We start from the raw sequence: 24583 nt of genomic DNA, 5'->3' as shown, positions 1-24583 counted from the left end.
GTCGCCGCACCGTGCAATATGGTGAGCGGCATGATGGTGAGTGGCACGGCGGACTCCTCCCGCATCGCACACCTCACGAATGCCGCACGGCGCATCCCGGTCACCCTCGGGCTGGTCGCCGTCCTCCTCGTCGTCGGAGTCGTCGGAGGCGGCCTGTGGTCGCCGTTCTCGGCCTCCCCGATGTGGGCCGACGTCGCCTACGGGCTGCCCGCCCTCGCCGAGGGGCGGTGGTGGACCCCCGTCACCGGCACCTTCTTCGTCTCGGCGCCCTGGGTGTATCTCGCCGGCATCCCCGCCCTGGCGGTGATGGCCTTCTTCGAGCACCGCCGGGGGAGCCGCGTCGCCGCGATCTACTTCGCCGGAGGCCAGCTCTTCTCCGTCCTGGCGGCGGCGGGGTTCCTCGCCCTCGCGTCGTTGTTGCCGTGGTCGTGGGCGCAGGAGCAGGCCGTCGTCCTCGACGTCGGCCCCTCGGGAGGTGTCTTCGCGTGCATCGCCGGAGCGCTCGCGCTCCTGCCCTCCCCGTGGCGACTCCGCGCGTGGACCGTGTTCATCGCGATCCTGGCCGTGACGTTCGTCTACTACGGCTCGCTCCCCGATCTCGAGCACGTGCTCGCGGTGGGCCTGGTGCTCGCGGTCGACCGCTCGCTCCGACCGCAGCGCGTGAGCGTGCGCGAGCAGCGCCTCATCGCCTTCGTCGTCGTGTGCGGCCTGGGTGCCATCGAGATCCTCGGGTACGTCGCGCCGATGACCGGCCCGTTCGGCACCTCGGCCGCGACCTCCGGCTCCTGGGTCGACGTGGCGATCAACACCGCGGTCGTGCTGGTCGTCGCCACGTCCCTGCGCCGGGGTCGCCGGTGGGCGTGGGTCCTCGTCCTGCTGTACTGCCTCCTCAACGTCCTGCTCGTCGTGGCGGTCATCGGCATCCTGGTCGCCGTCGGCCTGTCCGGTGTCGAGGCCGAGATCGACACCGACGTCACGAGCATCCTGGCCTCGTCGGTGCTGTGGATCGTGGCATCCGCCTACTTCGTGCTGGTGCGCGGCGCGTTCCACGCTCGTCCGCGCGCCGCCCTCGGCGACGGGCCCGCACCGGCTGTCGACGACGTGAAGGCCGAGCTGCGCGCCACCGGTGGGGGGACGCTGTCATGGATGACGACCTGGGACGGCATGTCGTACGCGCGGTTCGGTCGCGGGATCGTCGCCTACCAACGCCGGTCCGGGGTCGCCCTCGCGCTCGGCGATCCGCTCGGGCCGGATGCCGATCGCGCCGCCACCGTGCGCCGCTTCATCGAGCGGTCCGAGGCTGCGGGCCTCGCCCCCTGCTTCTTCAGCGCCGGCGAGGCGACGAGCGCCGCCGTGCCCGCGGATTGGCGTCGGATCGTCGTCGCCGACGACACCGTGGTCGATCTGCCGGGTCTGCAGTTCACCGGCAAGGCCTGGGGCGCCGTGCGAACCTCGCTGAACCGCGCGCAGAGAGAGGGCATGACGTTCCGGCTCACGCGCCTCGGCGATGAACCGTGGGGAGTGCGCCAGCAGTTGCGGGCGATCTCCGAGAGCTGGGTCGGCGACAAGGGTCTCCCCGAGATGGGCTTCACCCTCGGCACACTGCACGAGGCCTCCGACCCCGAGGTGCGGCTGGCCCTGGCGGTCTCCCCCGACGGCGACGTCGACGGATTCCTCTCGTGGCTGCCGGTCTACGGCGAGGGGGAGGTGCGGGGGTGGACCCTCGATCTCATGCGACGGCGTGACGGTGGCTTCGGTCCCGTCATGGAATACCTGATCGGATCGTCGGCACAGCAGTTCTCGGCCGAGGGCGCTCAGGTCATGTCGCTGTCGGGCGCTCCGCTGGCGCACGAGTATCCCCCGGATGCCGGCGCCATCGCCGACCTGCAGACGCGCATGGCCGACATGCTCGAGCCGGTCTACGGCTTCGCGTCACTGCACCGCTTCAAGCAGAAGTTCCACCCGCGGTACGAGACGATGTACCTGCTCTACCGCGACGAAGCCGACCTCACGCGGATCGGTGCGGCGCTGACGCGCGCGTTCCTGCCCCACGCCACGCTCCGGCAGTTCGCGGCCGCCGGCGTGGACCTCGTGCGCCAGGAACGCTGATCGCCCCGACCGGCGCGAGTGCGCGCGGGCGGAGCGGCACCGGCCGCAGCCGGACGCGTCAGAGCGCGCGGATGTTCTCGGCCTGCAGGCCCTTGGGGCCCTGGGCGATCTCGAACTCCACGCGCTGGTTCTCCTCGAGCGAGCGGTAACCGCCCGATTGGATGGCGCTGTAGTGCGCGAAGACGTCCTGCCCACCGTCATCCGGGGCGATGAAGCCGAAGCCCTTCTCCGAGTTGAACCACTTGACCGTGCCCTGCGTGCTCATCGTCATGCCGTTTTCCGCTTGAGCCGACGCCGAGCGCGCCGGTCTGTGCCCCCACGGTAATGGCCGGAATCGTCCGATGCACGGCTCCGTGACATAAACGTTGCGGTCGGCAGAATGCGGCGGAATGGCCGGTGGAAATGCCCTGAGCCCATACGACGCCCGGGCTGAGCAGAGCTCGAAGCCCGGGCGTCGACGGATCCCCCCGGATATGCCACGCGATGCGTGACGGCGATCACTTTACCGTCGCGGAAGCGTGCGCGCGACACGAAAACGAAGAATCAGTCAGTTATGACGATGTTCTGTGCTAAAGATGGGCCGTAAAATCCGCCTCATGGATGGTCGGCGGCGTGCTTCGGCCCTCGTCGATGAGGCATATCGCTCTCTCGGCGAGGCCATCGTCGACGGTCGCCTGCAGCCGGGCGACCGTCTGCGCGACGTGGAATTGGCCGCGCTCATGGGTATCTCCCGCACCCCCGTCCGCGAGGCGTTGCAGCGTCTCGAGAGAATCGGTCTCGTCGAGGTCGCCGCCAACAGGTACACGCGCGTGGCCGCGCTCACCGACCGCGCCCGGACGGACATGCGCGAGTACGCCGCGCACACGATCGCCGGCGTGATGCACGTCGCCCTCGCTCGCGCCGACGACGAGGAGATCGTCCGATTGCTGAGCATCGTCGACGCCCTCCGCCAGGCCCCGTCCTCGAGCGCCTACGTCGAGGCCGCGATGACCTTGTATTCGCAACTGGTGGCCGATTCGCGCAATGTCGTCTTCCGGAAGGCCTACGAACAGACCGATCTCGTCCTCCGCCGCAATCTCGACGGGTGGGCGAGCATCGACGACGACACCCGCGAACCGCTCTTCCGGCATCTGCACGAACAGATCGCGCGACGCGATGCCAACGGCGCCAGCTGGACGTTCCTGACGCTGCACGGTTTCGCCTGACCGCACAAGGTCTGACGCGCCGCCGCCGCACGGCGCTAGCGTGACGCCATGCCCCACATCGAGCTGCGCCCCCTCACCGACGACAACCGGGACGCCGCGTTCGACGCCGTGCGGGACAGCACATCGTCCTGGCCCCGCGGCGTCTTCGACGGCCGGGCGTCGTTCGATGCCTGGGTGGAACGTTCCGATGTCGAGGTCTTCACGATCTCCCAGGACGACCGGGTCACCGGCGTCGCTGCCGCAATGGACGTCGACGGCGACCGGGAGATCCTGCTGGCCGTCTCGCCGGAGGCGGATGACACCGCACCGACGGAGGCGCTGCGTCAACTGACGGTGCGCGAGGCCGAGCGTCCGCTCTACGCCTGCGTATCGGCCGACGACGAGCCCGCCCACGACATGCTCGCGCGCATCGGTTTCGTCGAGCACGAGCACGACGGGGCCGACGTGGTCTACGTGTTGCCGCCGACGCTAGAGTGACGCGGTGCCGACGAACGACGACTTCACCCGCGTCCTGACGCGCCCCCGCTCGATGGCGGTCTTCGTCGCGATCGTCTTCGTCGTCACCACGGTGCAGTCGCTCATCAACCCCCTCGCGGGCCTGCTGGAGGGCGAGTTCCCGTGGGAGGGACCCGTGCCCCTTCCCGCCGTCGTGGCCCTCGTGGTCCTCGGCTGCGCGGCCCAGAGCGCATTCCTCTTCCTGGGCGCCCGCGCGCCGGTGATCGCGGTCGTCGGCACCGCGGGCTGCTACGTCGCCCTCGTCGTCGGCCTGTCCATCCCCCGCTGGCTCACGGCTCTTCCCCTGGTGGTGGCGGTCGCCGTGTTCCTCCTCGCCGCGGGCAGGCGACCGCTCGTCGCGATCGTCTGGTCCGTCGCGGTCGTCGGCGCGGTGAGTCTGTCGCTGTTCGCCTGGGCGATGTCGACGGGCGCCACCCCCGGGATCGTGGCGAGCTTCGTCTTCGAGACCCTCCTCGCTTTCGGCACCCCGGTCGCGGGAGCGGTGGCCCTGGGCGTCTGGTGGGCGCGGCGCATGCGCGTCCTGCGACGAACGCGCGACGAGCTCGCCGCCGCCGCCGAACGTCATGCCGCCGAGATGGAGCGCGTCACCGCCCTCGAACGCGCGCGCATCGCACAGGAGCTGCACGACGTGGCGGGTCAGCACCTCGCCGGGCTGCTCTCCCTGGCCGACGCGGCGGTCGACATCGACGTCCTCGACACCGCGCAGGCGACCGAGCTGATCGCGGAGATGCGGGCCGAGGGCCGCTTCGCCTCGGCCAGCCTGTACGCCGCCCTGCGAGACCTGCGCATCCAGAACGGCTCCCGCGTCGAACCGACCCTCGACCTGCGCTCCCTCGACGCACTGCGCGACTTCTGGGCGGCGCGCGGCATGAGCATCGACGTCGACGTGCGCGGGTCCATCGCCGACCTTCCCGCGATGGTCTCCACGACGGCGTACCGCGTCGTGCAGGAGGCCCTCACGAATGCGAGCAAGCACGCGCCGGGAGCAGTGACGAGGGTCGACGTCGAGGCCTCCCCCGCGATACTGCGGGTCTCCGTGCAGAACGACGCCGCCCTCGTCCCCCGCGCCGCGCCGGATGCCGGGGGTCTCGGGTGGGGACTGACCGGCATGGCCGAGCGGGTGGACCTCATCCACGGCGCCCTCACCGCGGGCCCCCGCGAAGACGGCGGGTGGTCCGTGGTTCTCCGCGCGCCCGTCGGCGTCTTCGACTCGGTCTCGCCGTGACGGCCGACGACCCGGAGGTCAGCGTCCTCATCGTCGACGACAACCGCACGGTGCGCCGCGGCATCCGCCTCCGACTCGAGAACGCGCGGGGGATCCGTGTCGCCGGGGAGGCATCGAATGGCCAGGATGCCGTGGTCCTCGCGCGCGCAGAGCGGGTCGACGTCGTGCTCATGGATCTCCACATGCCCGGAATGGACGGCATCGAGGCCACCCGTCGGATCACGGCTGATCGTGGCGACCGCTGTCGTGTCGTCCTCCTCACCAGCGAGGTGTCCGACGCCTTCCTCGTCGACGCCCTCGAGGCCGGTGCCAGCGGGTATCTGGTGAAGGGGCACGACAGCGATCAGCTGCTGCCGGTGATCCGCGGCGCCGCGGCCGGCACCGCGACGATCTCGCCTCTGGTCGCCCCGCGGCTGCTCCGCGAACTCCGCGAGGCGCGGCCGGCACCGGCGGATCCCGCGCAGCTCGAGCTGCTCACCGCCGCCGAACGGCGGGTGGTGGGACTGCTGAGCAGTGGCGTGACCTCCAACGACGACATCGCCCGTCACCTCTGCGTCTCGGTCAACACCGTGCGGACTCAGACGGCGGCCGCCCTCCGCAAGCTCCATCTCGACGATCGGACGCAGCTCGCCCTCTGGGGCGCCCGGAACGGCCTCGATCGCCGCAACCCGTAGTCCGAACGGATGAAATCGCGGCCGGTCCCCGAGCCCGATTTCCGCGCCACGCGAGGGAGCACGCGAAGCACCCCGCAGGAATGATGCGCACGGCCCGCCGCGAACGCGCCAGAATGCTGCTCACAGCGGCAGGGCTTCGCCGCTGGTCCGCGCGGGGCCGGGAGTTTGGGGGCGGCCCCGCGCGGCCACCGGCCCGCGCGGGCGCTCCTCACCTCAGCGTCGGTAAGACTCAGCGTCGGGACAGCTTCGCCACGATCGGCCGGTGATCGCTTCCCGCGTCGTCGGACCCGGTGACGACGGCGAACCCGTCGACGACCCATCCCGAGCCGACGAGCACGTGATCGATGGGCGCCCCCAGGAGCGACGGTAGCCGCACGGGCCAGGTCCCCACCGCGGCGGCGCCCGCGACGGCTGCGGCATCACGGCATCCGCCCAGATCCCCTCCGTCGGTGCCGTACCCGGCGAAGTGATCGAGGGTCGCGTTGAGGTCGCCCGCGACGATCACGTCGTCATCGGTGCAGACGTCGGCGATCCAGCCCAGCCCGGCGTTCCACTGCGCGAGGACCTCGGGGAAAGGCGGCATCGGGTGTGCGGCGACCAGCGTGGGACCTGAGCCATCGGCCGGGCGCCACACTCCGCTCGGCAGTCCGGGCGTCGACCCCGCGAGGGTGTCCCGCCGGTACGCGCCGAGCTCGTCGGAGATGAGGATCGAGGTGGGGATCATCTCCCCGCCCTCCGCCGCCCACACCGTGTCGTGGTGCATCGAGACACCGTCCGCCTCCAGGATGGCGGTCACCTCGGCTGCGGCGAAGGCATCCGTCTCGGGCAGGCTCACGACGTCGGCGCCCGTCTCCCGCACCGCTCGAGCGATCCGCTCCGGAGGGACCGATCCCCCGTAGGTGTTCCAGGCCATGACGGTGAGGTCTCCGTCGGGCACCACCGAACCCGGACCACGCACCGCGAGCACGACGCCGTTGCCCACCGATGCCACGAGGAGCGACAGGGCGAGGGCCGCCGACACTCCCCAGCGTCGGCGTCGCGCCGCGACCGCAGCGAACACGAGGGCCGCCACCGTGAGGCCGATCGCCAGCAGGGCCCGGAACGAGATGGCGTTGGCGACGAGCGGCAGACGATGGATGCCGATCCCCTGGGGCCAGATCGCGACGGTCGCCGCGACCGCACCGAACAGCAGCGCGATCACGAACGAGGGGCGGGGTCTGGTCGGCATCCTGATCAGTAAACCGCGCCCGTCATGACCTCGTACGACATTCCCCCGATGCGGAGGCACCGCGGGACTGTCGGATCGTCGTCGGCACGACGTGCGAGGGCCCGGGACGCGGTTTCGCGCCCCGGGCCCTCGGGTCAGTGATCAGCGCGCGGCGCGACGACCCACGATGAGGCCGTAGATCAGCAGCACGATGATCGATCCGCCGATGGCCAGCAGCCACGTCTGGATCGAGAAGAAGTCCTGGAGCGGAGCGTTGAACAGCAGGCCACCGAGGAATCCGCCGAGGAGCGCGCCCACGACACCGAGCAGCAGCGTGACGAGCCATCCGCCGCCCTGCTTCCCGGGGAGGATCAGCTTGGCGATGGCGCCGGCCAACAGGCCGAGGAGGAGAAATCCGAAGAATCCCATGTTGTCGTTCCTTTCGCGAGTGAGAATCGAAGCCCGCGGGAGGCGGGACTCTCATTGCTTCCAGGTTCCTCCCAGGTAAGCGTTTCGAGGGGTGGGTTGCGTCGGAGGGGTTTGTCTGGTTCGCGCGACGCGCGAACGCCCGTCCCGCGGCGGCGGTACGCCTTCTCACGGCAGTGAAGCGCGACTCGCCGCTTCGCCGCCGAACCCCGATCCCCCAACTGTGGACAACTCTGTGCACAATCGAAAAAGTCATGTGGATAACCCTGTGGGAAGTTCGGATGGACGCTGCGGCGCAGCCTGATCGACGCCGCTCTTCAACGCGTCTTTCCGGGGTTGCAGGCGAATTACATCCGCGTAATTCTGCGGGACGGGTCCGTTGATCGAGACAGCAAGCGCGCTGGGGAGAACTTCGTTCACAAGGGGTGGAAACTGTGGATAACTTTCTCACCGATGGCGGCCGGCGCGCGTCTCCGCTTCCCCTGCGGCCGGCGGCGTGGGCCCAACCCCACACGCGTTCAAGCCCTCCCACTCCCGCAGACAACGAGAAAGGCCCCGGGGATGAACCCCGGGGCCTTTCTCGTTCTGTGCGCGAGGGGGGACTTGAACCCCCACGCCCTTGCGGGCACTGGCACCTGAAGCCAGCGCGTCTACCTATTCCGCCACTCGCGCGAGATGCGGCACGGATGCCGCGAACTCAACTTCCCGACAATATCACGGCGGCGTCCGCGTGACGAAACGCGGCCGTCGCAGGGCGCTTCCATGACCTGTCCAGCAGCCCTGGCTACGATGTGCCTACTGGTTTGCCTGCCCGAAGGAGTCTCGTGGGACTACTCGACAGTTTCGAGAAAGGTCTCGAACGCGCCGTCAATGGTGCGTTCGCGAAGACCTTCCGCAGCGGCATCCAGCCGGTGGAGATCGCCTCCGCGCTGCGCAGCGAGCTCGACAAGAAGGCCGTGGTGGTCACCCGCGAGCGCATCCTCGCCCCGAACGCGTTCACGGTCCGCCTCTCGCCCGCCGATGACGAGAAGATGGGCGCCCTGGGCTCGACGCTGCTCACCGAGCTCGACACGCTCGTGAAGAAGCACGCCCGCACGCAGGGGTACTCGTTCGCCGGTCCCGTGGCCATCACGATCGAGCGCGACGCCTCACTGTCGACGGGCACGCTCCGGGTGGACTCGCAGACCACCGAGGGTCGCGTCGCCTGGCGCGGGGTCGTCGACATCGACGGGAAGCGTCATCCGCTCACGAGCTCGCGCACGGTGATCGGGCGCGGAAGCGACGCCGACATCACCATCCCCGACGCCGGCACCAGCCGCAAGCACGTCGAGATCCTGTGGGACGGCGAGCGCGCCATGGTCCGCGACCTGGGTTCGACCAACGGCACCACCCTGAACGGCCGCAAGGTCTCCGAGGCCGCGCTGCCGCCGGATTCGACGATCTCGATCGGCCGCACCAATATCGTGTTCCGTGTGGTCGCGCAGGCGCAGCCGCCGCGGCGCCCGCAGGCGCCCGACGCCACGAGCATCTTCGACGTCCGGGAACGGGGACCCCTGTCATGAGTCAGCTGACTCTTCTTCTTCTGCAGGGCGGGTTCCTCGTGCTGCTGTGGTTCTTCGTGTTCGGCGTCGTGTACTCCCTGCGCGCCGACCTCTTCGGCGTCAAGGTGCGCAAGCTCCCCGAGCCCGCGGCCTCCCCCGCCCCCGCGGTGGCCGCACCGACCGCGTCTCCCGACGCCGTGACCACGCAGGTCAAGCGGCCGGCTGCGCCTCCCGCTCCCGCCCCGGTCGGCGGACTCGCGACGACCTCGGCGGTCTCGCGCATCGTCATCACGAGCGGCCCCAAGGCGGGTCTCGAGCTCCCGCTGGGCACCGAGCCGCTCACGATCGGCCGCTCGAGCGAGTCGGGTCTCGTCATCCGCGACGACTACACCTCCAGCCACCATGCGCGTCTCGTGCTGTGGGGCGACCAGTGGATGCTGCAGGACCTCGACTCCACCAACGGCACCACCCACGACGGCGTCCGCGTCGCCTCACCCGTGCAGGTCAAGGTGGGAGCGCCCATCAAGGTCGGCGCGACCACGTTCGAGTTGAGGACGTAAGCCACCTCCATGGTCTTCCAGGGCTCGAGCGCCGCCATCTCGCACACGGGCAAGGTGCGCTCCAACAACCAGGACTCCGGCTATGCCGGGTCCAATCTCTTCGTGGTCGCCGACGGCATGGGCGGGCACGCCGGAGGTGACGTCGCCTCGAGTCTGGCGATCCAGCGTCTGACCGAGCTCGATCAGCCCTACTCGACCCCCGCGCAGGCGGAGCACGCGATCCGCGACGCCCTCGCCGACACCGCGGCCGAGCTGATCGACACCGTCGCGCGACGCCCCGAGCTCGCCGGAATGGGCACCACCGTCAGCGCCCTGGTGATGGTCGACGACTACGCCGTGATCGGGCACATCGGCGATTCGCGCATCTACCTCTACCGCGACGACACCCTCACGCAGATCACGGCCGACCACACGTTCGTGCAGCGTCTGGTGGATTCGGGTCGCATCACGCCCGAAGAGGCGCGGTACCACCCTCGTCGTTCCGTCCTCATGCGCGTGCTCGGCGACATGGACCCCGACCCCGAGGTCGACAGCTTCATCATGCCGACGCAGGACGGCGACCGCTGGCTGCTGTGCTCCGACGGACTGTCCGGCGTCGTCGACGACGCGCACACGGCCAAGACGCTCGCCCTCGGCATGCCCCCGGCGCGTACGGCCGACGCTCTGCTCAAGCAGGCGCTCGACGGCGGCGCCCCCGACAACGTCACCGTGGTGCTCGTCGACGTGGGCGGCCAGCATCCGGTGTTCATCGGCACGCCGGCGATCGTCGGTTCCGCCTCCAACCCGAGTGGTGTCGTGGTGCCCGCGGCTCGGCCCAGCCGGCCCACCTGGCTGCACCACGCCCGCCAGGTCGCGAACGAACCCACCCACTTCGAGCCCGCCGCCGAGTTCCTCGAGGAGCTCATCGAAGAAGACCGCCGACGCGCACGCCGACGCCGCTTCGGGTGGCTCGCGGCGCTGCTGGTCGTGCTGGCCGGCATCGGTCTCGCCCTGTTCGCCGGATACAACTGGACGCAGACGCGGTATTACGTCGGCGCCGACGAGAACTCGGTGGTCATCTACCGCGGCATCCAGCAGTCCATCGGGCCGATCTCGCTGTCCACCGTCTACGCGGACACGAACATCGTCCTCGCCGACCTGTCGGACTTCGACCGTCAGACCGTCGAGGCCACGATCTCGGCCCGCTCGCTCTCCGATGCGGAGCTGATCGTCGACCGCCTGCGACCGGCGGCGGAGGGAAGCGGATGACCGACCAGAAGCAGACGCGTTCGCCCGACGCCGTGTCGACCGACACGGCCGTCATGCGCGCCCTGAAGAAGATCCGCGTCCCGGCGACGCAGCGCAACCGCGAGCTGGGCCTGCTCGTCTTCGCGATCGCCGTCTACGGCTCAGCGGTCGCCCTCGTGCAGCTCGGGGCCACCGGCGCGATCGACACCGGCTTCCTCACGCTCGCGGCGGTGCCGGCCGTGCTCGGTCTCGTCATCCACGTCGTGCTGCGCCTGCGTGTGCGCGACGCCGATCCGTTCGTCCTCCCCATCGCCACCGTGCTCACGGGCCTCGGGATCGCGATGATCTACCGCATCGATCTCGCCGACCAGAGCAGCGGATGGGATGCCACGGGCCACCGCCAGATCGCGTGGGCCGCCATCGCGATGGTCTGCGCGCTGGCCGTGCTGATCTTCGTGCGCAACTACCGCGTGCTCTTCCGGTACACGTACCTCTCGGGCCTGGTCGGCATCCTGCTGCTGCTCCTGCCGTTCGTGCCGGGACTGGGCACCGATCAGAACGCCGACGTGTGGGTCTCGCTCGGTTTCGTGTCGTTCCAGCCCGGCGAGCTGGCGAAGATCTGCCTCGCGATCTTCTTCGCCGGCTACCTCGTGCGCACGCGCGAGAGCCTGACCTCCACCGGCACGCGGTTCCTCTTCATGACCTGGCCGCGGGCGCGCGAGCTCGGGCCGGTGCTGATCATCTGGCTCGTCTCGCTCGGCATCATCGTGCTGCAGCGCGACCTCGGTACGGGCCTGCTCATCTTCGGCATGTTCGTCGCGATGCTGTACGCCGCGACCGGCAAGACGAGCTGGGTCGTCATCGGCCTCATCCTCGTCGCGAGCGGTGCGTTCCTGGCATCCCGTGTCCTGCCCTACGTGCAGGGTCGATTCGCCAACTGGCTCAACGCGTTCGATCAGGACGTGATCGACCGCGACGGCGGCAGCTATCAGCTGGTGCAGGGCATCTTCGGCCTCTCGCACGGCGGACTGTTCGGCACCGGGCTCGGCCAGGGTCGCCCGTACATCACGCCCCTGTCGCAGAGCGACTACATCGTCCCCAGCCTCGGAGAGGAGCTCGGCCTCGTCGGGATCTTCGCGATCCTCGCGCTGTACATGGTGTTCACCAGCCGCGGCATCCGTGTGGGACTCGCCGGTCAGGACGACTTCGGCAAGCTTCTCGCGACCGGGTTCTCGTTCACGATCGCGCTGCAGGTGTTCATCATGGTCGGCGGCGTCACCCGGGTCATCCCGCTGACCGGTCTGACCACCCCCTTCCTCGCCGCCGGAGGATCCTCGCTGATCGCGAACTGGATCATCGTGGCGTTCCTCCTGCGCATCTCCGACGCCGTCCGCTCCCGCCCCCGGGTGGTGATCGGCTGATGCGCCGCACCCCCGCCGCCCCCCGACTCGAGGAGGCACCGTGACCAAAGAGCTCCGACGCCTCAGCATCGTCATGCTCGCCATGTTCCTGGCGCTGTTCGCCTCGACCAGCGTCATCCAGGTCGTCCAGGCGAACGCCCTGACCAACACCCAGGGCAACACCCGCGCCCTCTACGACTCCTTCGAGATCCAGCGCGGATCGATCATCGTCAGCGGCACGCCGATCGCCCAATCGGTCCCGTCCGACGACGTCTACAGCTGGCAGCGCCAGTACACGGATGCCGCCATGTGGGCGCCGGTGACCGGCTACATGAACCCCGTGCTCGACGCGAAGACCAACATCGAGGCCGCCGAGAACAGTGTGCTCAGCGGCTCCGACTCGAATCAGTTCTTCTCGCGCATCGACCGCGCCATCACCGGTCAGGCCCCGCGCGGCTCGAACGTCGAGCTCTCGCTCGACGCGAGCGTGCAGAAGGCGGCGTGGGACGCCCTCGGCGACCAGCAGGGGGCCGTCGTGGCGATCGAGCCCTCGACCGGCCGCATCCTCGCCATGGTCTCGAAGCCGAGCTACGACACGAACACCCTCGCCTCCCACGACTCGGATGCCGTGAACGCGGCGTACGACCAGCTGGTCGCCGACACCGCGAAGCCGCTCGACAACCGCGCGATCGCGGGCAACCTCAACCCCCCGGGCTCGACGTTCAAGCTCGTCGTGGCCTCGGCCGCCCTGGCATCCGGCAAGTACACGCCCGACTCGGCGTTCCCCAACCTCGCCGCCTACACGCTGCCGCAGTCGACCAACGTCGTCAGCAACGCGGGAGGCGGAACGTGCGGCGGCGGCGACACCGTCACCATCGCCACGGCCCTGCGCCTGAGCTGCAACATCCCGTTCGCCGAGCTCGCCGTCGAACTGGGCGACGACGCGATCCGTGCGGAGGCCGAGAAGTACGGCTTCGACACGTCGTTCACGATGCCGCTCCAGTCCACGGCCTCCACGTACCCCGCCAGCCCCAACGCCCCGCAGACCGCGCTGAGCGGCTTCGGCCAGGGCGACGTGCGGGCGACGCCGCTGCAGATGGCGATGGTCTCGGCCGGCATCGCGAACGACGGTGTGGTGATGAACCCGCGGATGGTCGATCGGGTGATCGAGCCCAACCTGTCGGTCACCGACGAGGGCACCAGCAGCGAGTTCGGTCGCGCCATCGAGTCCGACGTCGCAGCGCAGATGGTGTCGATGATGACGGCGAACGTCCAGGACGGCGCGGCATCGAATGCAAGAATAGACGGGGTCCAGGTGGCGGGTAAGACCGGCACCGCGGAGAACGATTCCCGCCCCTACACTCTCTGGTTCACCGGCTTCGCACCGGCGGACGACCCCCAGGTCGCCGTCGCCGTGGTCGTCGAAAACGGTGGAGGCCAGGGGCAGAGCGGGAGCGGCAACGAGATCGCCGCCCCGATAGCGAAGAAGGTCATGGAGGCGGTGCTGGGTAAATGAGACCGACACAGGGTGTGACCTTCGGCGGGCGGTACGAGCTCGATTCGCGGATCGCGATCGGCGGCATGGGCGAGGTCTGGGAAGCGACCGACCACGTCATCGGACGAACCGTCGCCATCAAGATCCTCAAAGACGAGTACATGGGCGACCCGGGCTTCCTCGAGCGCTTCCGCGCCGAGGCCCGACACGCCGCTCTCGTCAACCACGAGGGCATCGCGAGCGTCTTCGACTACGGCGAGGAAGACGGCAGCGCCTTCCTCGTCATGGAGCTCGTCCCCGGCGAGGCCCTGTCCACGATCCTCGAACGCGAGGGGTCGCTGTCGAGCGACAAGACCCTCGACATCGTCGCGCAGACCGCTGCCGCTCTCCAGGCCGCTCACGCCGCGGGCCTCGTGCACCGCGACATCAAGCCCGGCAACCTGCTCATCACCCCCGACGGCCGCGTCAAGATCACCGACTTCGGTATCGCGCGCATCGCCGACCAGGTCCCGCTCACCGCGACCGGCCAGGTCATGGGCACGGTGCAGTACCTCTCCCCCGAGCAGGCGTCGGGGCACCCGGCGTCGCCGGCCACCGACACGTATTCGCTCGGCATCGTCGCGTACGAGTGCCTCGCGGGCAAGCGTCCGTTCACGGGCGAGTCCCAGGTGGCCATCGCGATGGCGCAGATCAACGAGCAGCCCGCTCCGCTGCCGCCGACGGTCGCCGTCCCGGTGCAGAACCTCGTGATGGCGATGATCGCCAAGAAGCCCGAGGATCGCCCGGCGTCGTCCGCCGCGGTCTCGCGCGCGGCCGCAGCCCTCCGTCGCGGCGACCTCGCCGCCGCCGCGGCTGCCGTCCCGGCGATCGCCGCCGGGACCGCCGTCGTCGACGACGCCACGCAGCTGCTGACGTCGGGGCAGACCTCGGCCACCACGCGCCTCCTGCCCGCGGCCGGCGCCGCAGCGGGTGCCACCTCCCTCCTCACCGAGGAGCACACCGAAGAAGACGCCACGGCGCAGAAGAAGAAGCGCAGCCCGTGGACCTGGCCGCTGGTCGCGCTCATCGTGCTGCTGGCCCTGGTGCTCGGCGGAACCCTCTTCACTCTGCTGGCGAACCAGAACGAGCCCGACGCGGTGGCGTCCAGCACCCCTCCGAGCTCCGCGACGCCCAGCGCCCCCGCATCGCCGTCGGCCAGTCCCACCCCCACGCAGACCACGCAGTTGGTCGACGTCGACGCCCTCGATCTCATCGGCAAGACCTGCGACGAAGCGCGCAGCATCCTGGGCGGGGCGAAGCTCGGCGCGACGTGCACCACCGGCACGGCTGCCGCGAACGCCGATCAGATCGGCCTCGTCTACATCGTCGACCCCACGGGACGTAACCCCGAGGGCACCAACATCACCGTGACCGTCTACGGCGAAGAGACGCCTCTGCAGCAGCCCGGCACGCCCACCCTGCCGGGAACGTCGGTCACGGCCGGCAGCGACGTCCAGGTGTCGTGGCAGCAGTACTCCTGCCCGGCCGGCACCGGCAGCGTGACGTCGTACGACTTCACCGCGACCAACGGCACGTTCGACACGAACGGCCAGTCCACGGCGTCGTTCTCGCCCGACGAGCGCAATGCGCAGCTGAAGGTGAGCAACGCAGCCGGACAGTCGCTGCGCGTCACGTACACCGTCAGCTGCTCGGGGACCGACCGCACGGCCGGTCCGTCGGGCGAGGCGTCCGCGTCGATCACGGGGGGCAACTCGCCCAGCCCGACCCCGACGAGCGCCGCCGTCCCCACCACCAAGCCCTGAGCTTCGATCCAGCCTCTCCGGGAGTCTTTTCGTGACCATTGAGACGCGCGTCCTGTCCGGGCGCTACCGTGTCGACGACCTCATCGGTCGCGGCGGCATGGCGAGCGTCTATCGCGGCTACGACCAGACGCTCGGGCGCACGGTGGCCATCAAGATCCTCAAGGCCGATCTGGCGGGCGACGCCGCATTCCGCACGCGGTTCCGTCTCGAGGCTCAGGCGGCGTCGCGCATGGCGCACCCGACCATCGTCCGGGTCTTCGACGCGGGAGAAGACGTCGAGGTGGGCGTCGATGGCCAGGAGCGCCCCGTTCCGTACATTGTCATGGAGCTGGTGCACGGTCGCCTGCTGAAGGAGATCATCGCCGAGGGCTCCGTGCCGGTCGACGACGCCCTGCGCTACGTCGACGGCATCCTCGAAGCCCTCGAATACTCCCACCGCGCGGGAGTCGTGCACCGCGACATCAAGCCCGGCAACGTCATGATCACGGATGCCGGGCGCGTGAAGGTCATGGACTTCGGCATCGCGCGCGCCGTGTCCGACTCGTCCTCCACCGTCGCCGAGACCACCGCGATCGTGGGCACGGCGGCGTACTTCTCACCGGAGCAGGCCAAGGGCGAATCGGTCGACGCCCGCGCCGACCTGTACTCGACCGGTGTCGTTCTCTACGAACTGCTCACCGGTCGCCCTCCCTTCCGCGGCGAGACACCCGTGGCCGTCGCCTACCAGCACGTGAGCGAGGCGCCGCTGCCGCCGAGCGAGATCGTCGAGAGCATCCCCCGCGCACTCGACGCGATCGTGCTGCGCGCCCTCGCGAAGGATCCGTTCCAGCGTCCGCAGGATGCCGCGGGCTTCCGCGAGGCGCTCGACGAGACCGCCGACGGCAAGGCGCCGACGAAGCGTCAGATGTCGGCACTGTCGAACGAGCTCTACGGGCCCAATCCCCGCCAGGCCGCGGAGACCGCCCGTTCACTGCGGCAGCTCAGCACCGACACGACCATGCGTCGCACCCAACCCGGTCCTCCCGTGGCCTGGATCTGGGCCGGCGTCACCGTCCTCGCCGTCCTCCTCGTCGCGGTGCTCATCTGGGTGATGCAGATCCAGCCGAACGACGACGTCCCCACGAACTCGTTCACGGTCCCCAACGTCGTCGACATGTCGTACGACCGGGCGGTCGAGACGCTCGAGGCGCAGGAGCTCACGGCGAGCCGCGTCAACGAACCCGACGCGAGCATCGCCGCGGGGAACGTCACGCGCACCACCCCCGCTGCGGGGACCACGGTGGCATCCGGTCAGCAGGTCACCGTCTACGTCTCGACCGGACCCGACACCGCGTCGGTGCCCGCACTGGAGGGCCTCTCCGAGACCGCCGCCCGCAGTGCACTGGAGGGGGCGGGACTCTCGGTGGGATCGATACGCCGCACCACCGACCCCGCCCTCGCCGCGGGCACCGTGATCTCCGCGAGCGCCGAGGCCGAGACGCAGCTCGCCAAGGGGACCGCCGTCAACCTCGTGGTCGCCAGTGGTCAGGTCGTCATCGTCAACTACACCGGGTACACCCTCGATGGCGCCAAGCGCGAGCTCGAGTCCGACAGCAAGCAGCTGACGGTCATCGCCACGGAAGATCCCGGATGCCGTGCCACGACCCCGCCGACGGTGAGCGGTCAGTCGCTCGCGCCCGGCGAGGTGCCCGTGCACAGCGAGATTACGCTGACGGTCTGCTCGGGCTCCTGAGCCCACGCGGGCGCAGGCGGGCGGCGCGTTCCACCGCGCCCGGCATGCCGGCGTCCTCGAGCCACCGGCCCAGGAGGGCGTGACCTCCCTCGGTCAGAACGCTCTCGGGGTGAAATTGCACTCCCTCGATGGGCGCCGATCGGTGGCGGATCCCCATGATGACGCCGTGATCCGTGCGCGCCGTCACCTCGAGCTCGTCCGGGACAGACGCCGGGTCCACCGCGAGGGAGTGGTAGCGGGTCGCCGCGAATCCGTCCGGAAGGTCGGCGAAGACACCCGTACCGTCGTGTCGGACGACACTGGTGATTCCGTGGAGCAGCTCCGGGGCGTGGCCCACGCGAGCACCGAACGCCGTCGCGATGGCCTGGTGCCCGAGGCACACGCCGAGCAGGGGGATGCCGAGCTCCGCCGCCTCGAGGACCACTCGCTCGGACTGGCCGGCGTCGGCGGGGTGGCCCGGACCCGGAGAGACGAGGACGGCGCGGGCGGTGTCCCGGACCAGGGCCGTCAACCGGACGTCGTCGGCCGCCACGAGCACGGTCTCCGCGCCCAGGTCGCGGAGGTAGCCGGCGAGGGTGTGGACGAAACTGTCGCGGTTGTCGACGACGACGACGCGCCAGGGCTTCACTCGACCGTGACCTCCTGCGGGTAGACGATGTCGCTGACCCACGGGAAGACGTAGAAGAACAGTCCGTATAGCACGGCCGCCAACAGCACGAGCACGATCAGCAGTCGCACCCACCAGGGGCCGGGGAGGACGCGCCACAGGGCTCCGTACATCAGGCGGCTCCAGAGGTGAGGGCGAGCGGCGGGCCCGCCTCGGTACGAGGGGTGTACGACTCGAAGACGCCGTAGGCGATCGCGCGCTCCGAGAAGCCGTAGCGCGGGCTGCAGGTCGTCATCGTGATGATGCGGTCCGTCGCCTCGATCTCGGGCTGCTGCGGGAAGGGCAGCAGCACGTCGACGGCATCCGGACGCACGTACTCGAGGTTGCGGTAGCGGTAGGTGTACCACCCCGTCTCGGTCTCCACCACGATGGCATCCCCGATGTGCAGCGACGGAAGGTCCGCGAACGGGGCCCCGTGGCTCCCGCGGTGACCGGCGATCGCGAAGTTGCCGAGTTGACCGGGCATGGCGGTGTCGGGGTAGTGCCCGAGGCCGATCGGGTCGAGCGTGCGCGACGCGCTCACTCCGCCGGCGAGGCGGAACTGGTAGTCGGGACCCAGACGTGGGATGCGGACGACGCCGAAGATCTGCGCGTCGTCGGGCTGCGTCATCTCGGGCGGATCGGCCGTAGGCGGGATGCCGGGGGTCGAGGTGTCGCCGGGGGCCGGTGGCGGCGGGTCGGCCGCCCAGGACTCGGTGATATCGCGCGCCTCGTTCTTGAACTGCGACCCGATGATCACGTCGCCGATCCACAACTGCCACACGACGAAGAGGAGCACCAGCACACCGGCCGTGACGAGGAGGTCACCGATGACGCCGACGACCGAGAGCCCGCGGCGGGGGGCCGTCGTGCGCCGCCTCGCCCGTCGGGTCTGCGGCTGCGTGACGGTGTGCACGAGGCGAGTCTAGTTCCGTGGGTTCGCGGACACCGGAGCATTAGACTGTGCCGCATGGCTCGAACTGGCAAAGGCGAAGACCCGATCGCCGAACGCAACGACGGTGGATCCGCCCCGAACCCGGTGTGGTTCCTGCCCATCATGATCGGCCTGATGCTGATCGGCCTCGTCTGGGTGCTGGTGTTCTACCTCAGCAACTCGCAGTTCCCCATCCCGGGGATCGGCCCGTGGAACCTCGTCATCGGGTTCGGCATCGCCTTCGTCGGTTTCCTCATGACCACCCGGTGGCGCTGACTTACACCCGTGTAATTCATCCCCACCTGTGGATGGGGCTGTGGATAAGTCTCAGAGGTAGGCCACGGCGGGTATCGCCAGCAGGGCGATGAGCACCACCGTGAACGCCACGAGCAGACCGATTTGCAGACCTCGCTGTCGTTGAGCGCGCGTGCGCGAGTAGATCACGCCGACCACCGCGCCCGTGACCAGGCCGCCGAGGTGCGCCTGCCACGAGATGCCGATCGCCGAGAGCGACGACGCGAAGTCGCCGGATCCGATCGCGTTGATCCCCGCGAGGACGAACGGCCACGCGAAGTTGATGCCGATGAGGATCGCGATCACGCGGATGTCGGCGCCGAGGTGCCGCCCGATCACCAGCAGCGCGCCGAAGAGCGCGAAGATGGCTCCCGACGCACCGACCGTCCACACTCCCGGCGCCAGCAGCGCGACGGCCACCGAACCGCCCAGCGCCCCCAGCAGATACAGGATGAGGAAACGCGCGCGCCCGAGCAAGGGCTCGAGGCTGCGCCCGATGAACCACAGGGCGAGCATGTTCAGCGCCATGTGCAGGAAGCTGCCGTGCACGAGGGCCACGGTCAACAGGCGCCACGGCTGCAACAGCCCCGCCTGCGGGAGCAGGAAGAAGCTGTTGAACGCCAGCAGGTCGGACAGCACGCCCCCGACGCCCGGGATCAGCCCGATGATGTAGACCAGGCCGGTCACGGCGATGATGCCGAGCGTCATGGTCGGACGACCGGACGACACCACCGACATGGGACGAGACGCCCAGCGACGCTCCGCCTTCTTCTGGGAAGGCGTCTGCGCGGCGCGTTGCTGCGCCATGCACTCGGGGCAGATCACTCCGACGGCGGCGGGCGTCCGGCACTCCGAGCACACGGTGCGCATGCACCGCTGGCACAGCACGAAGCTCTGCCGGTCGGGATGCCGGTAACAGAAGTTGTCGCTGTTGCGACGGAACTCGTCGGTGGTGGACACCCGCCGCCGTCCGGGGTCAGACCGAGACGATGTCGACCGACTGCAGCACGACGTCTGCCTTCGGTCGATCCTGGGCACCGGTGGGGACGGCCGCGATGGCGTCGACCACGGCCTTGGAGGCGTCGTCCGCCACCTCGCCGAAGATCGTGTGCTTGCCCTGGAGCCACGGGGTGGGGTCGGTGGTGATGAAGAACTGCGAGCCGTTCGTGCCCTCGGCCTGGCCGGTGATGGCGTTGCGGCGGAGGCCGGCGTTGGCCATGGCGAGCTTGTACGGCGCGGTGAAGTCGAGCTCGGGGTGGATCTCGTCGTTGAACGTGTACCCGGGGCCGCCGATCCCCTGACCGAGCGGGTCGCCGCCCTGGATCATGAAGTTGGGGATGATGCGGTGGAAGATGACGTCGGAGTAGAGGGGACCCTCGCCCTTGGCGCCGGTGGCCGGGTTGGTCCACTCCTGCGTCCCGTCGGACAGACCGATGAAGTTGCGGACGGTGCGCGGAGCGTGGTCACCGAAGAGGTTGACGACGATGTCGCCGTGGTTGGTGTGCAGGGTCGCGACGGCGGTGTGGTTGGCCATGGGTACATTCTCTCAGAGTTATCTGCAAGGGTCGGCGGCGCGGACAGCCCGTTCTGGCAAGATGAGGGCAACGTACATCCCATCGATAGGGAGGATGAGCCGTGGGCCTCAGCCGCAAGAGCAAGAAGGAACTGCGCAAGCTCCAGAAGCACGCCGCCAAGGTGTGGGAGTCGCAGCAGGTGCTGCTGGGCGAGAGCGGGAAGGTCGCTCGTGAAGCCGGCCACCAGCTCGGTCGCTTCAGCCGCGAAGATCTCGTCCCCGCCGTGCAGGACGGCTACAACAAGTACGCCGCACCGTACGTCGACAAGAGCGTGAAGTACAGCAACCGCTTCCTCAGCAACAAGGTCGTTCCGGCCGCCGGTGCTGTCGTCGGCGGCGCACTCTCGGTGTGGGACGCCGCGGGCGACACCCGTGACCGTCTCGCCAAGGGCAAGGGCTTCGAGCTCGACGCCCACAAGTACGCCAAGCGTGCCGAGAAGTACGGCAAGCAGGCCTCGAAGCGCCTCTCCAAGAAGCTCCCCTCGCAGCACGACGGGATCGGCGCCGGTGGCGTCATCGCCATCATCCTCGGCGTCGTCGCGGCGGCGGGCGTCGCGTACGCCGCGTGGCAGACGCTGCGTGCGGACGACGAGCTGTGGGTGGCCGACGACCCGCTGCGCGCGCCGGACGCGTGAGCGATCCCACCATCAGAGTCAGAGAGGCCGCGCGCGAGCGCGGCCTCTCCGTCGATGTGCGGGAGCGCCCGGCGGCATCGAGCCTCGACGAAGCGGCCGCCCTGCTCGGCATCCCGCCGGCATCCATCGTCAAGACCCTCGTCGTGAAGAGGTCGGACGACACGTACCTCTTCGCCCTGGTTCCCGGCGACCGGGCCATCTCGTGGCCGAAGCTGCGGGCCGTCGTCGGCGTGAACAAGCTCCGCCTCCCCGAGCCCGAGCTCGCTCTCGCGGCGACGGGCTACGAACGCGGCACGATCGTGCCGATCGGCAGCTCCACCGCATGGCCCGTCTACGCCGACGAACGCATCGTGGGCACCCGTATCGCCATGGGCGCGGGCGCGCACGGCTTCAGCCTCTTCGTCGAGGCCGACGACCTGATCGCCGCCTACGGCGCCACCGTGGCCGACATCACCACCGAGCGTCCCTGACAGCGTTCACGGACGGGGCAGATCCGCCATCCGGAACGCGATGTCGACGAGCTGCACCCTCCGCACCTTCCGTGCGGCCGCGAGCGTGAACCACGCCGCCCGGTCGGTGGAGCCGTCGGTCTCGAAGCGGAGCCGGCCGCCCACGATCCGGGCACGGTAGACGATCCGCAACGCGTGCAGCGGATCGGTGGCCCCCTCCGCGAGCCGCGACTCGGCCGGGATCACCCGCGAATGGATGCCGAGCAGGTCGCCGACGACCACCCGGAACCCGGTCTCTTCGCGCACCTCGCGGCGCACCGCCTGCACGGGATCCTCTCCGGGCTCGAGCCCCCCACCCGGGAGCGTCCACGCGGCCCGGCGGCCGTCGATCCAGTGCGCGAGCAGCACGCGGTCGTCGGCGTCGGTGATGACGGCGTACGCGGCGACCCGCATGTCCATGACCAGACTCTAGCCACCTCCACCGGGTCGCGAGGACGCGGGGTACGCGCGAACCCGCCCGGTCCGCTCGGGAGGCGGACGCGAGCGGGCGGGCGCGGGTCAGCCGACCGCGGTGGCGATGCCCCAGAACACGGCGACCAGGGCGAATCCGCACACACCCAGCACGGTGGTCAAGACGGTCCAGGTGCGCAGGCCGTCTCCGACGCTGAGGCCGAGGTAACGGGTGACCACCCAGAAGCCCGAGTCGTTCACGTGCGACAGGCCGAGCGCGCCGAAGGCGATCGCCAGGGTGATCGCGACGATCTGGAGCATCGAGAAGCCGCCGTTCGCGACGGTGTCGGTGAGCAGGCCGGCCGTGGTGAGGATGGCGACGGTCGCCGATCCCTGCGCGGCGCGCAGAGCGAGGGAGACCACGAAAGCCAGGACGAGGACCGGCAGCCCGGTCTGCAGGAGCACGCTCGACAGCGCCGAACCGATGCCGCTCTCGGTGAGGACCCGCGCGAATGCACCGCCCGCACCGCTGACCAGGATGATCGCCGCCGTCGGCGGCAGAGCCGATTCGAGCACATCGCTGATCTTGTCGCGGCCCCATTTGCGGCGCACGCCGAGGAAGTAGATCGCGAGCAGCACGGTGACCAGCAGCGCGAAGAGAGGGGCACCGATGAACTGGGCGATGTTGCGCACGGGGTCGCCCGACGGCAGCACCGTGGCGGCCGTGGTGCCGATCCCGATCATGATGAGGGGCGTCACGATGAGGGTGAGCACCATCCCCGCCGAGGGCGGTGCGATGGTGGAGGTGACCGTGCCCGTGACCGTCGTCTGCACGCCCCCGCGGCCCGCCTGCTCGAACATCTCCTCCGTGGAGGCCAGCATGTCGAACTCGCGACGCGTCAGACGCTTCGACAGCAGGTGGCTGACGAACGCCAGCGGGATGGCGATGAGGATTCCGACGATGGTGAGCCATCCGATGTCGGCTCCGAGGAGGGCGGCTCCGCCGACGACGCCCGGGTGGGGCGGAACCGACACGTGCACGGCGAGCATGATCCCCGCCACGGGAAGACCGAACCGCAGGGGCTTGAGTCCCGCCGCCTGGGCGAAGCCGTACACGATCGGCACGAGGATGATGAATCCGACGTCGAAGAAGACGGGGATCGCCAGCACGAGGGCGGCACCGGTCAGTGCGGCGCCCACGCGCTTCGGGCCGAGGATCTCGGTGAAGCGCCCTGCCAGGCTCGAGGCCCCGCCCGACAGTTCGATGATGCGGCCGAGCATGGCCCCCAGCGTGATGAGGATCGCGATGGAGCCGACGGTGCTGCCGAGACCCGCCACGATGGCGGGCACCACGCCGAGCTTCTCGGGGGTGTCCTCCGTCGCGGGCACGGTGGCCAACGGCAGCCCCGCTGCCAACCCCACGATGATGCTGACGATCAGCAGCGCGAGGAAGGCGTTCAGCTTCAGCCTGATGATCAGGAGGAGGAGAAGGAGGATGCCTCCGACTCCGATGGCCAGAAGGACGGGCGTGCTCATTTCGCGGGGTCTCCCTTGACGGTGCGGGTGGGCGGGGTGAGGTGTCAGGACCGACGGGTCGGGGCGGAGATGCGGATCACCGCGGAGTCGTCGACCTCGCCGAGGCCCTGGGTCTGCGCGACGAGGTAGCTCTGCTCCGCAGCGGCCGCCAGCGGTGCGGGCAGTCCCACGCGACGGGCGGCCGCGCCGACGATCCCCATGTCCTTGACGAAGATGTCGAGACGACTGAGGACCTCTGCGCCCTCGTCGTCCCAGGCCTGCAGCATCCGCGGTCCGCGGTTGCCGAGCATGAACGAGGCTGCGGCTCCGGCCTGCAGGGCCTCGAGGGTTCGCTCGAGGTCCAGCCCCAACCGGTCGGCGAGAGCGAGCGCCTCGGCCGCGGCCGCGATGTGCACCCCGCACAGCAGCTGGTTCACGGTCTTCAACGCCTGCCCGTCGCCGGCGCGCTCTCCCACGACCGTCAGCGTCGACGCGAGGGCCTCGAGCACCGGTCGAGCGATCTCGAGGTCGGCGGGTGCGGCACCGACGACGATGAGGAGGTCGCCCTGGCGGGCGCGGACGGGCCCCCCGCTCAACGGCGCATCGACGAGGCCGATCCCCCTCTCGGCGAGGGCGGATGCCACGTCCGTGACTCCGTCGGTTCCGACGGTGCTCGTGAGCACGACGACCGCCCCCGCGGTGAGGACCTCCGCGATTCCCGCGGCCCCGAAGAGCAGGTCGGTCAGCTGCGCCGAGTCGCGCACCGCCACGAGGACGACCTGGGCGCCGGTCGCGGCATCCTGGGCCGACGGGGTGGGGACGACCCCCTCCTTCTCCGCGAGGGCGAGACGCGCGTCGGCGATGTCGAAGCCGCGTACGGGCAGGGTCTCGGCGAGGCGGGCGGCCATCGGAAGGCCCATCGCTCCGAGTCCGAGGACGGCGACGGTGGGTGCGGGGACGATTGTCAT

Annotated in this window: 26 protein-coding genes and 1 tRNA gene; 15 read left to right on the top strand and 12 right to left on the bottom strand. The window is 69.8% G+C overall.

The features are described 5' to 3' along the window. Positions 1-33 precede the first annotated feature (33 nt). Complete coding sequence (locus RWH44_RS07350) at positions 34-2109, top strand: bifunctional lysylphosphatidylglycerol flippase/synthetase MprF (protein ID WP_437127280.1); 2076 nt, start codon at positions 34-36, stop codon at positions 2107-2109. Positions 2110-2167: 58 nt separating this feature from the next. Here RWH44_RS07350 and RWH44_RS07345 read toward each other — a convergent pair whose 3' ends face one another. After that, on the bottom strand, positions 2168-2374 hold the full coding sequence (locus RWH44_RS07345; protein WP_136586350.1) for a cold-shock protein: 207 nt from the start codon (positions 2372-2374) through the stop codon (positions 2168-2170). A gap of 331 nt (positions 2375-2705) precedes the next feature. On the opposite strand from RWH44_RS07345, the gene RWH44_RS07340 reads away from it, so the two are divergent. From RWH44_RS07340 to RWH44_RS07325, 4 genes are read left to right on the top strand one after another with little or no spacing between them, the layout of a single operon-like run. After that, a complete protein-coding gene (locus RWH44_RS07340) occupies positions 2706-3314 on the top strand; it encodes a GntR family transcriptional regulator (RefSeq protein ID WP_316004051.1) in 609 nt (202 codons plus the stop codon). 48 nt (positions 3315-3362) lie between these two features. After that, positions 3363-3791, top strand: coding sequence for a hypothetical protein (locus tag RWH44_RS07335; protein ID WP_298870182.1), 429 nt, complete (start codon positions 3363-3365; stop codon positions 3789-3791). A gap of 4 nt (positions 3792-3795) precedes the next feature. Continuing rightward, a complete protein-coding gene (locus tag RWH44_RS07330; protein WP_316004050.1) occupies positions 3796-5055 on the top strand; it encodes a sensor histidine kinase in 1260 nt (419 codons plus the stop codon). Next, positions 5052-5729, top strand: a complete 678-nt coding sequence (locus RWH44_RS07325) for a response regulator (protein WP_298870179.1) — start codon at positions 5052-5054, stop codon at positions 5727-5729. The genes RWH44_RS07330 and RWH44_RS07325 overlap by 4 nt, the downstream gene beginning before the upstream one ends. Before the next feature lie 229 nt (positions 5730-5958). Here RWH44_RS07325 and RWH44_RS07320 read toward each other — a convergent pair whose 3' ends face one another. From RWH44_RS07320 to RWH44_RS07310, 3 genes are all read right to left on the bottom strand, one after another. Continuing rightward, positions 5959-6957, bottom strand: a complete 999-nt coding sequence (locus tag RWH44_RS07320; protein ID WP_316004049.1) for an endonuclease/exonuclease/phosphatase family protein — start codon at positions 6955-6957, stop codon at positions 5959-5961. A 141-nt stretch (positions 6958-7098) separates the two neighbouring features. After that, positions 7099-7365, bottom strand: coding sequence for a GlsB/YeaQ/YmgE family stress response membrane protein (locus RWH44_RS07315; RefSeq protein WP_298870161.1), 267 nt, complete (start codon positions 7363-7365; stop codon positions 7099-7101). 585 nt (positions 7366-7950) lie between these two features. Then, positions 7951-8034: transfer RNA gene (locus RWH44_RS07310), tRNA-Leu, on the bottom strand. A gap of 152 nt (positions 8035-8186) precedes the next feature. Here RWH44_RS07310 and RWH44_RS07305 point away from each other — a divergent pair. The 7 genes from RWH44_RS07305 to pknB are packed head-to-tail and all read left to right on the top strand — an operon-like array spanning position 8187 to position 17119. Next, positions 8187-8924 (top strand): FHA domain-containing protein, encoded by a 738-nt coding sequence (locus RWH44_RS07305; protein WP_316004048.1) that lies wholly within the window; start codon positions 8187-8189, stop codon positions 8922-8924. Next, positions 8921-9463, top strand: coding sequence for an FHA domain-containing protein FhaB/FipA (locus tag RWH44_RS07300; RefSeq protein ID WP_316004047.1), 543 nt, complete (start codon positions 8921-8923; stop codon positions 9461-9463). The genes RWH44_RS07305 and RWH44_RS07300 overlap by 4 nt, the downstream gene beginning before the upstream one ends. Before the next feature lie 9 nt (positions 9464-9472). Continuing rightward, on the top strand, positions 9473-10711 hold the full coding sequence (locus tag RWH44_RS07295; protein WP_298870156.1) for a PP2C family protein-serine/threonine phosphatase: 1239 nt from the start codon (positions 9473-9475) through the stop codon (positions 10709-10711). Beyond that, positions 10708-12111 (top strand): FtsW/RodA/SpoVE family cell cycle protein, encoded by a 1404-nt coding sequence (locus tag RWH44_RS07290; RefSeq protein WP_298870154.1) that lies wholly within the window; start codon positions 10708-10710, stop codon positions 12109-12111. Before RWH44_RS07295 ends, RWH44_RS07290 begins: the two co-directional genes overlap by 4 nt. 40 nt (positions 12112-12151) lie before the next feature. Continuing rightward, on the top strand, positions 12152-13606 hold the full coding sequence (locus tag RWH44_RS07285; RefSeq protein WP_298870153.1) for a peptidoglycan D,D-transpeptidase FtsI family protein: 1455 nt from the start codon (positions 12152-12154) through the stop codon (positions 13604-13606). Next, positions 13603-15387, top strand: a complete 1785-nt coding sequence (locus tag RWH44_RS07280; protein WP_316004046.1) for a serine/threonine-protein kinase — start codon at positions 13603-13605, stop codon at positions 15385-15387. Before RWH44_RS07285 ends, RWH44_RS07280 begins: the two co-directional genes overlap by 4 nt. A gap of 31 nt (positions 15388-15418) precedes the next feature. Then, on the top strand, positions 15419-17119 hold the full coding sequence (gene pknB, locus RWH44_RS07275; protein WP_316004045.1) for a Stk1 family PASTA domain-containing Ser/Thr kinase: 1701 nt from the start codon (positions 15419-15421) through the stop codon (positions 17117-17119). Here the strand turns inward: pknB and RWH44_RS07270 are convergent. From RWH44_RS07270 to RWH44_RS07260, 3 genes are read right to left on the bottom strand one after another with little or no spacing between them, the layout of a single operon-like run. Continuing rightward, positions 17091-17747 (bottom strand): anthranilate synthase component II, encoded by a 657-nt coding sequence (locus RWH44_RS07270; protein ID WP_316004044.1) that lies wholly within the window; start codon positions 17745-17747, stop codon positions 17091-17093. The genes pknB and RWH44_RS07270 overlap by 29 nt on opposite strands. After that, positions 17744-17899, bottom strand: a complete 156-nt coding sequence (locus tag RWH44_RS07265) for a hypothetical protein (RefSeq protein WP_256334149.1) — start codon at positions 17897-17899, stop codon at positions 17744-17746. The genes RWH44_RS07270 and RWH44_RS07265 overlap by 4 nt, the downstream gene beginning before the upstream one ends. Next, complete coding sequence (locus RWH44_RS07260) at positions 17899-18681, bottom strand: class E sortase (RefSeq protein WP_316004043.1); 783 nt, start codon at positions 18679-18681, stop codon at positions 17899-17901. The genes RWH44_RS07265 and RWH44_RS07260 overlap by 1 nt, the downstream gene beginning before the upstream one ends. 54 nt (positions 18682-18735) lie before the next feature. On the opposite strand from RWH44_RS07260, the gene RWH44_RS07255 reads away from it, so the two are divergent. Beyond that, positions 18736-18975 carry a cell division protein CrgA gene (locus RWH44_RS07255; RefSeq protein ID WP_076673116.1) on the top strand — a complete coding sequence of 80 codons (240 nt, stop codon included), beginning with the start codon at positions 18736-18738 and terminating at the stop codon, positions 18973-18975. 51 nt (positions 18976-19026) lie between these two features. Here the strand turns inward: RWH44_RS07255 and RWH44_RS07250 are convergent, their stop codons facing one another. Together RWH44_RS07250 and RWH44_RS07245 are read right to left on the bottom strand one after the other, a co-directional pair. Continuing rightward, on the bottom strand, positions 19027-19953 hold the full coding sequence (locus RWH44_RS07250; RefSeq protein WP_298870135.1) for a rhomboid family intramembrane serine protease: 927 nt from the start codon (positions 19951-19953) through the stop codon (positions 19027-19029). 16 nt (positions 19954-19969) lie between these two features. Then, complete coding sequence (locus RWH44_RS07245) at positions 19970-20527, bottom strand: peptidylprolyl isomerase (protein WP_298870133.1); 558 nt, start codon at positions 20525-20527, stop codon at positions 19970-19972. A gap of 101 nt (positions 20528-20628) precedes the next feature. Here RWH44_RS07245 and RWH44_RS07240 point away from each other — a divergent pair, with 101 nt between their 5' ends. Both RWH44_RS07240 and RWH44_RS07235 read left to right on the top strand, forming a co-directional pair. Next, a complete protein-coding gene (locus RWH44_RS07240; protein ID WP_136586367.1) occupies positions 20629-21201 on the top strand; it encodes a DNA helicase in 573 nt (190 codons plus the stop codon). Further along, positions 21198-21671: an aminoacyl-tRNA deacylase gene (locus tag RWH44_RS07235; protein WP_316004042.1), complete on the top strand. Its 474-nt coding sequence runs from the start codon at positions 21198-21200 to the stop codon at positions 21669-21671. Before RWH44_RS07240 ends, RWH44_RS07235 begins: the two co-directional genes overlap by 4 nt. Positions 21672-21677: 6 nt before the next feature. Here the strand turns inward: RWH44_RS07235 and RWH44_RS07230 are convergent, their stop codons facing one another. From RWH44_RS07230 to RWH44_RS07220, 3 genes are all read right to left on the bottom strand, one after another. Next, a complete protein-coding gene (locus tag RWH44_RS07230; protein WP_316004041.1) occupies positions 21678-22109 on the bottom strand; it encodes an NUDIX hydrolase in 432 nt (143 codons plus the stop codon). Between the two features lie 99 nt (positions 22110-22208). After that, entirely contained in the window at positions 22209-23636 is a 1428-nt protein-coding gene (locus RWH44_RS07225) for a GntP family transporter (RefSeq protein ID WP_316004040.1), read from the bottom strand. 44 nt (positions 23637-23680) lie between these two features. Continuing rightward, entirely contained in the window at positions 23681-24583 is a 903-nt protein-coding gene (locus RWH44_RS07220; protein ID WP_316004039.1) for an NAD(P)-dependent oxidoreductase, read from the bottom strand.

Source organism: Microbacterium phycohabitans, assembly GCF_032464935.1.
Lineage (GTDB): Bacteria > Actinomycetota > Actinomycetes > Actinomycetales > Microbacteriaceae > Microbacterium > Microbacterium phycohabitans.
The sequence above is the reverse complement of the archived record's forward strand: the minus strand, read 5'-3'. Positions and strand labels throughout refer to the sequence as shown.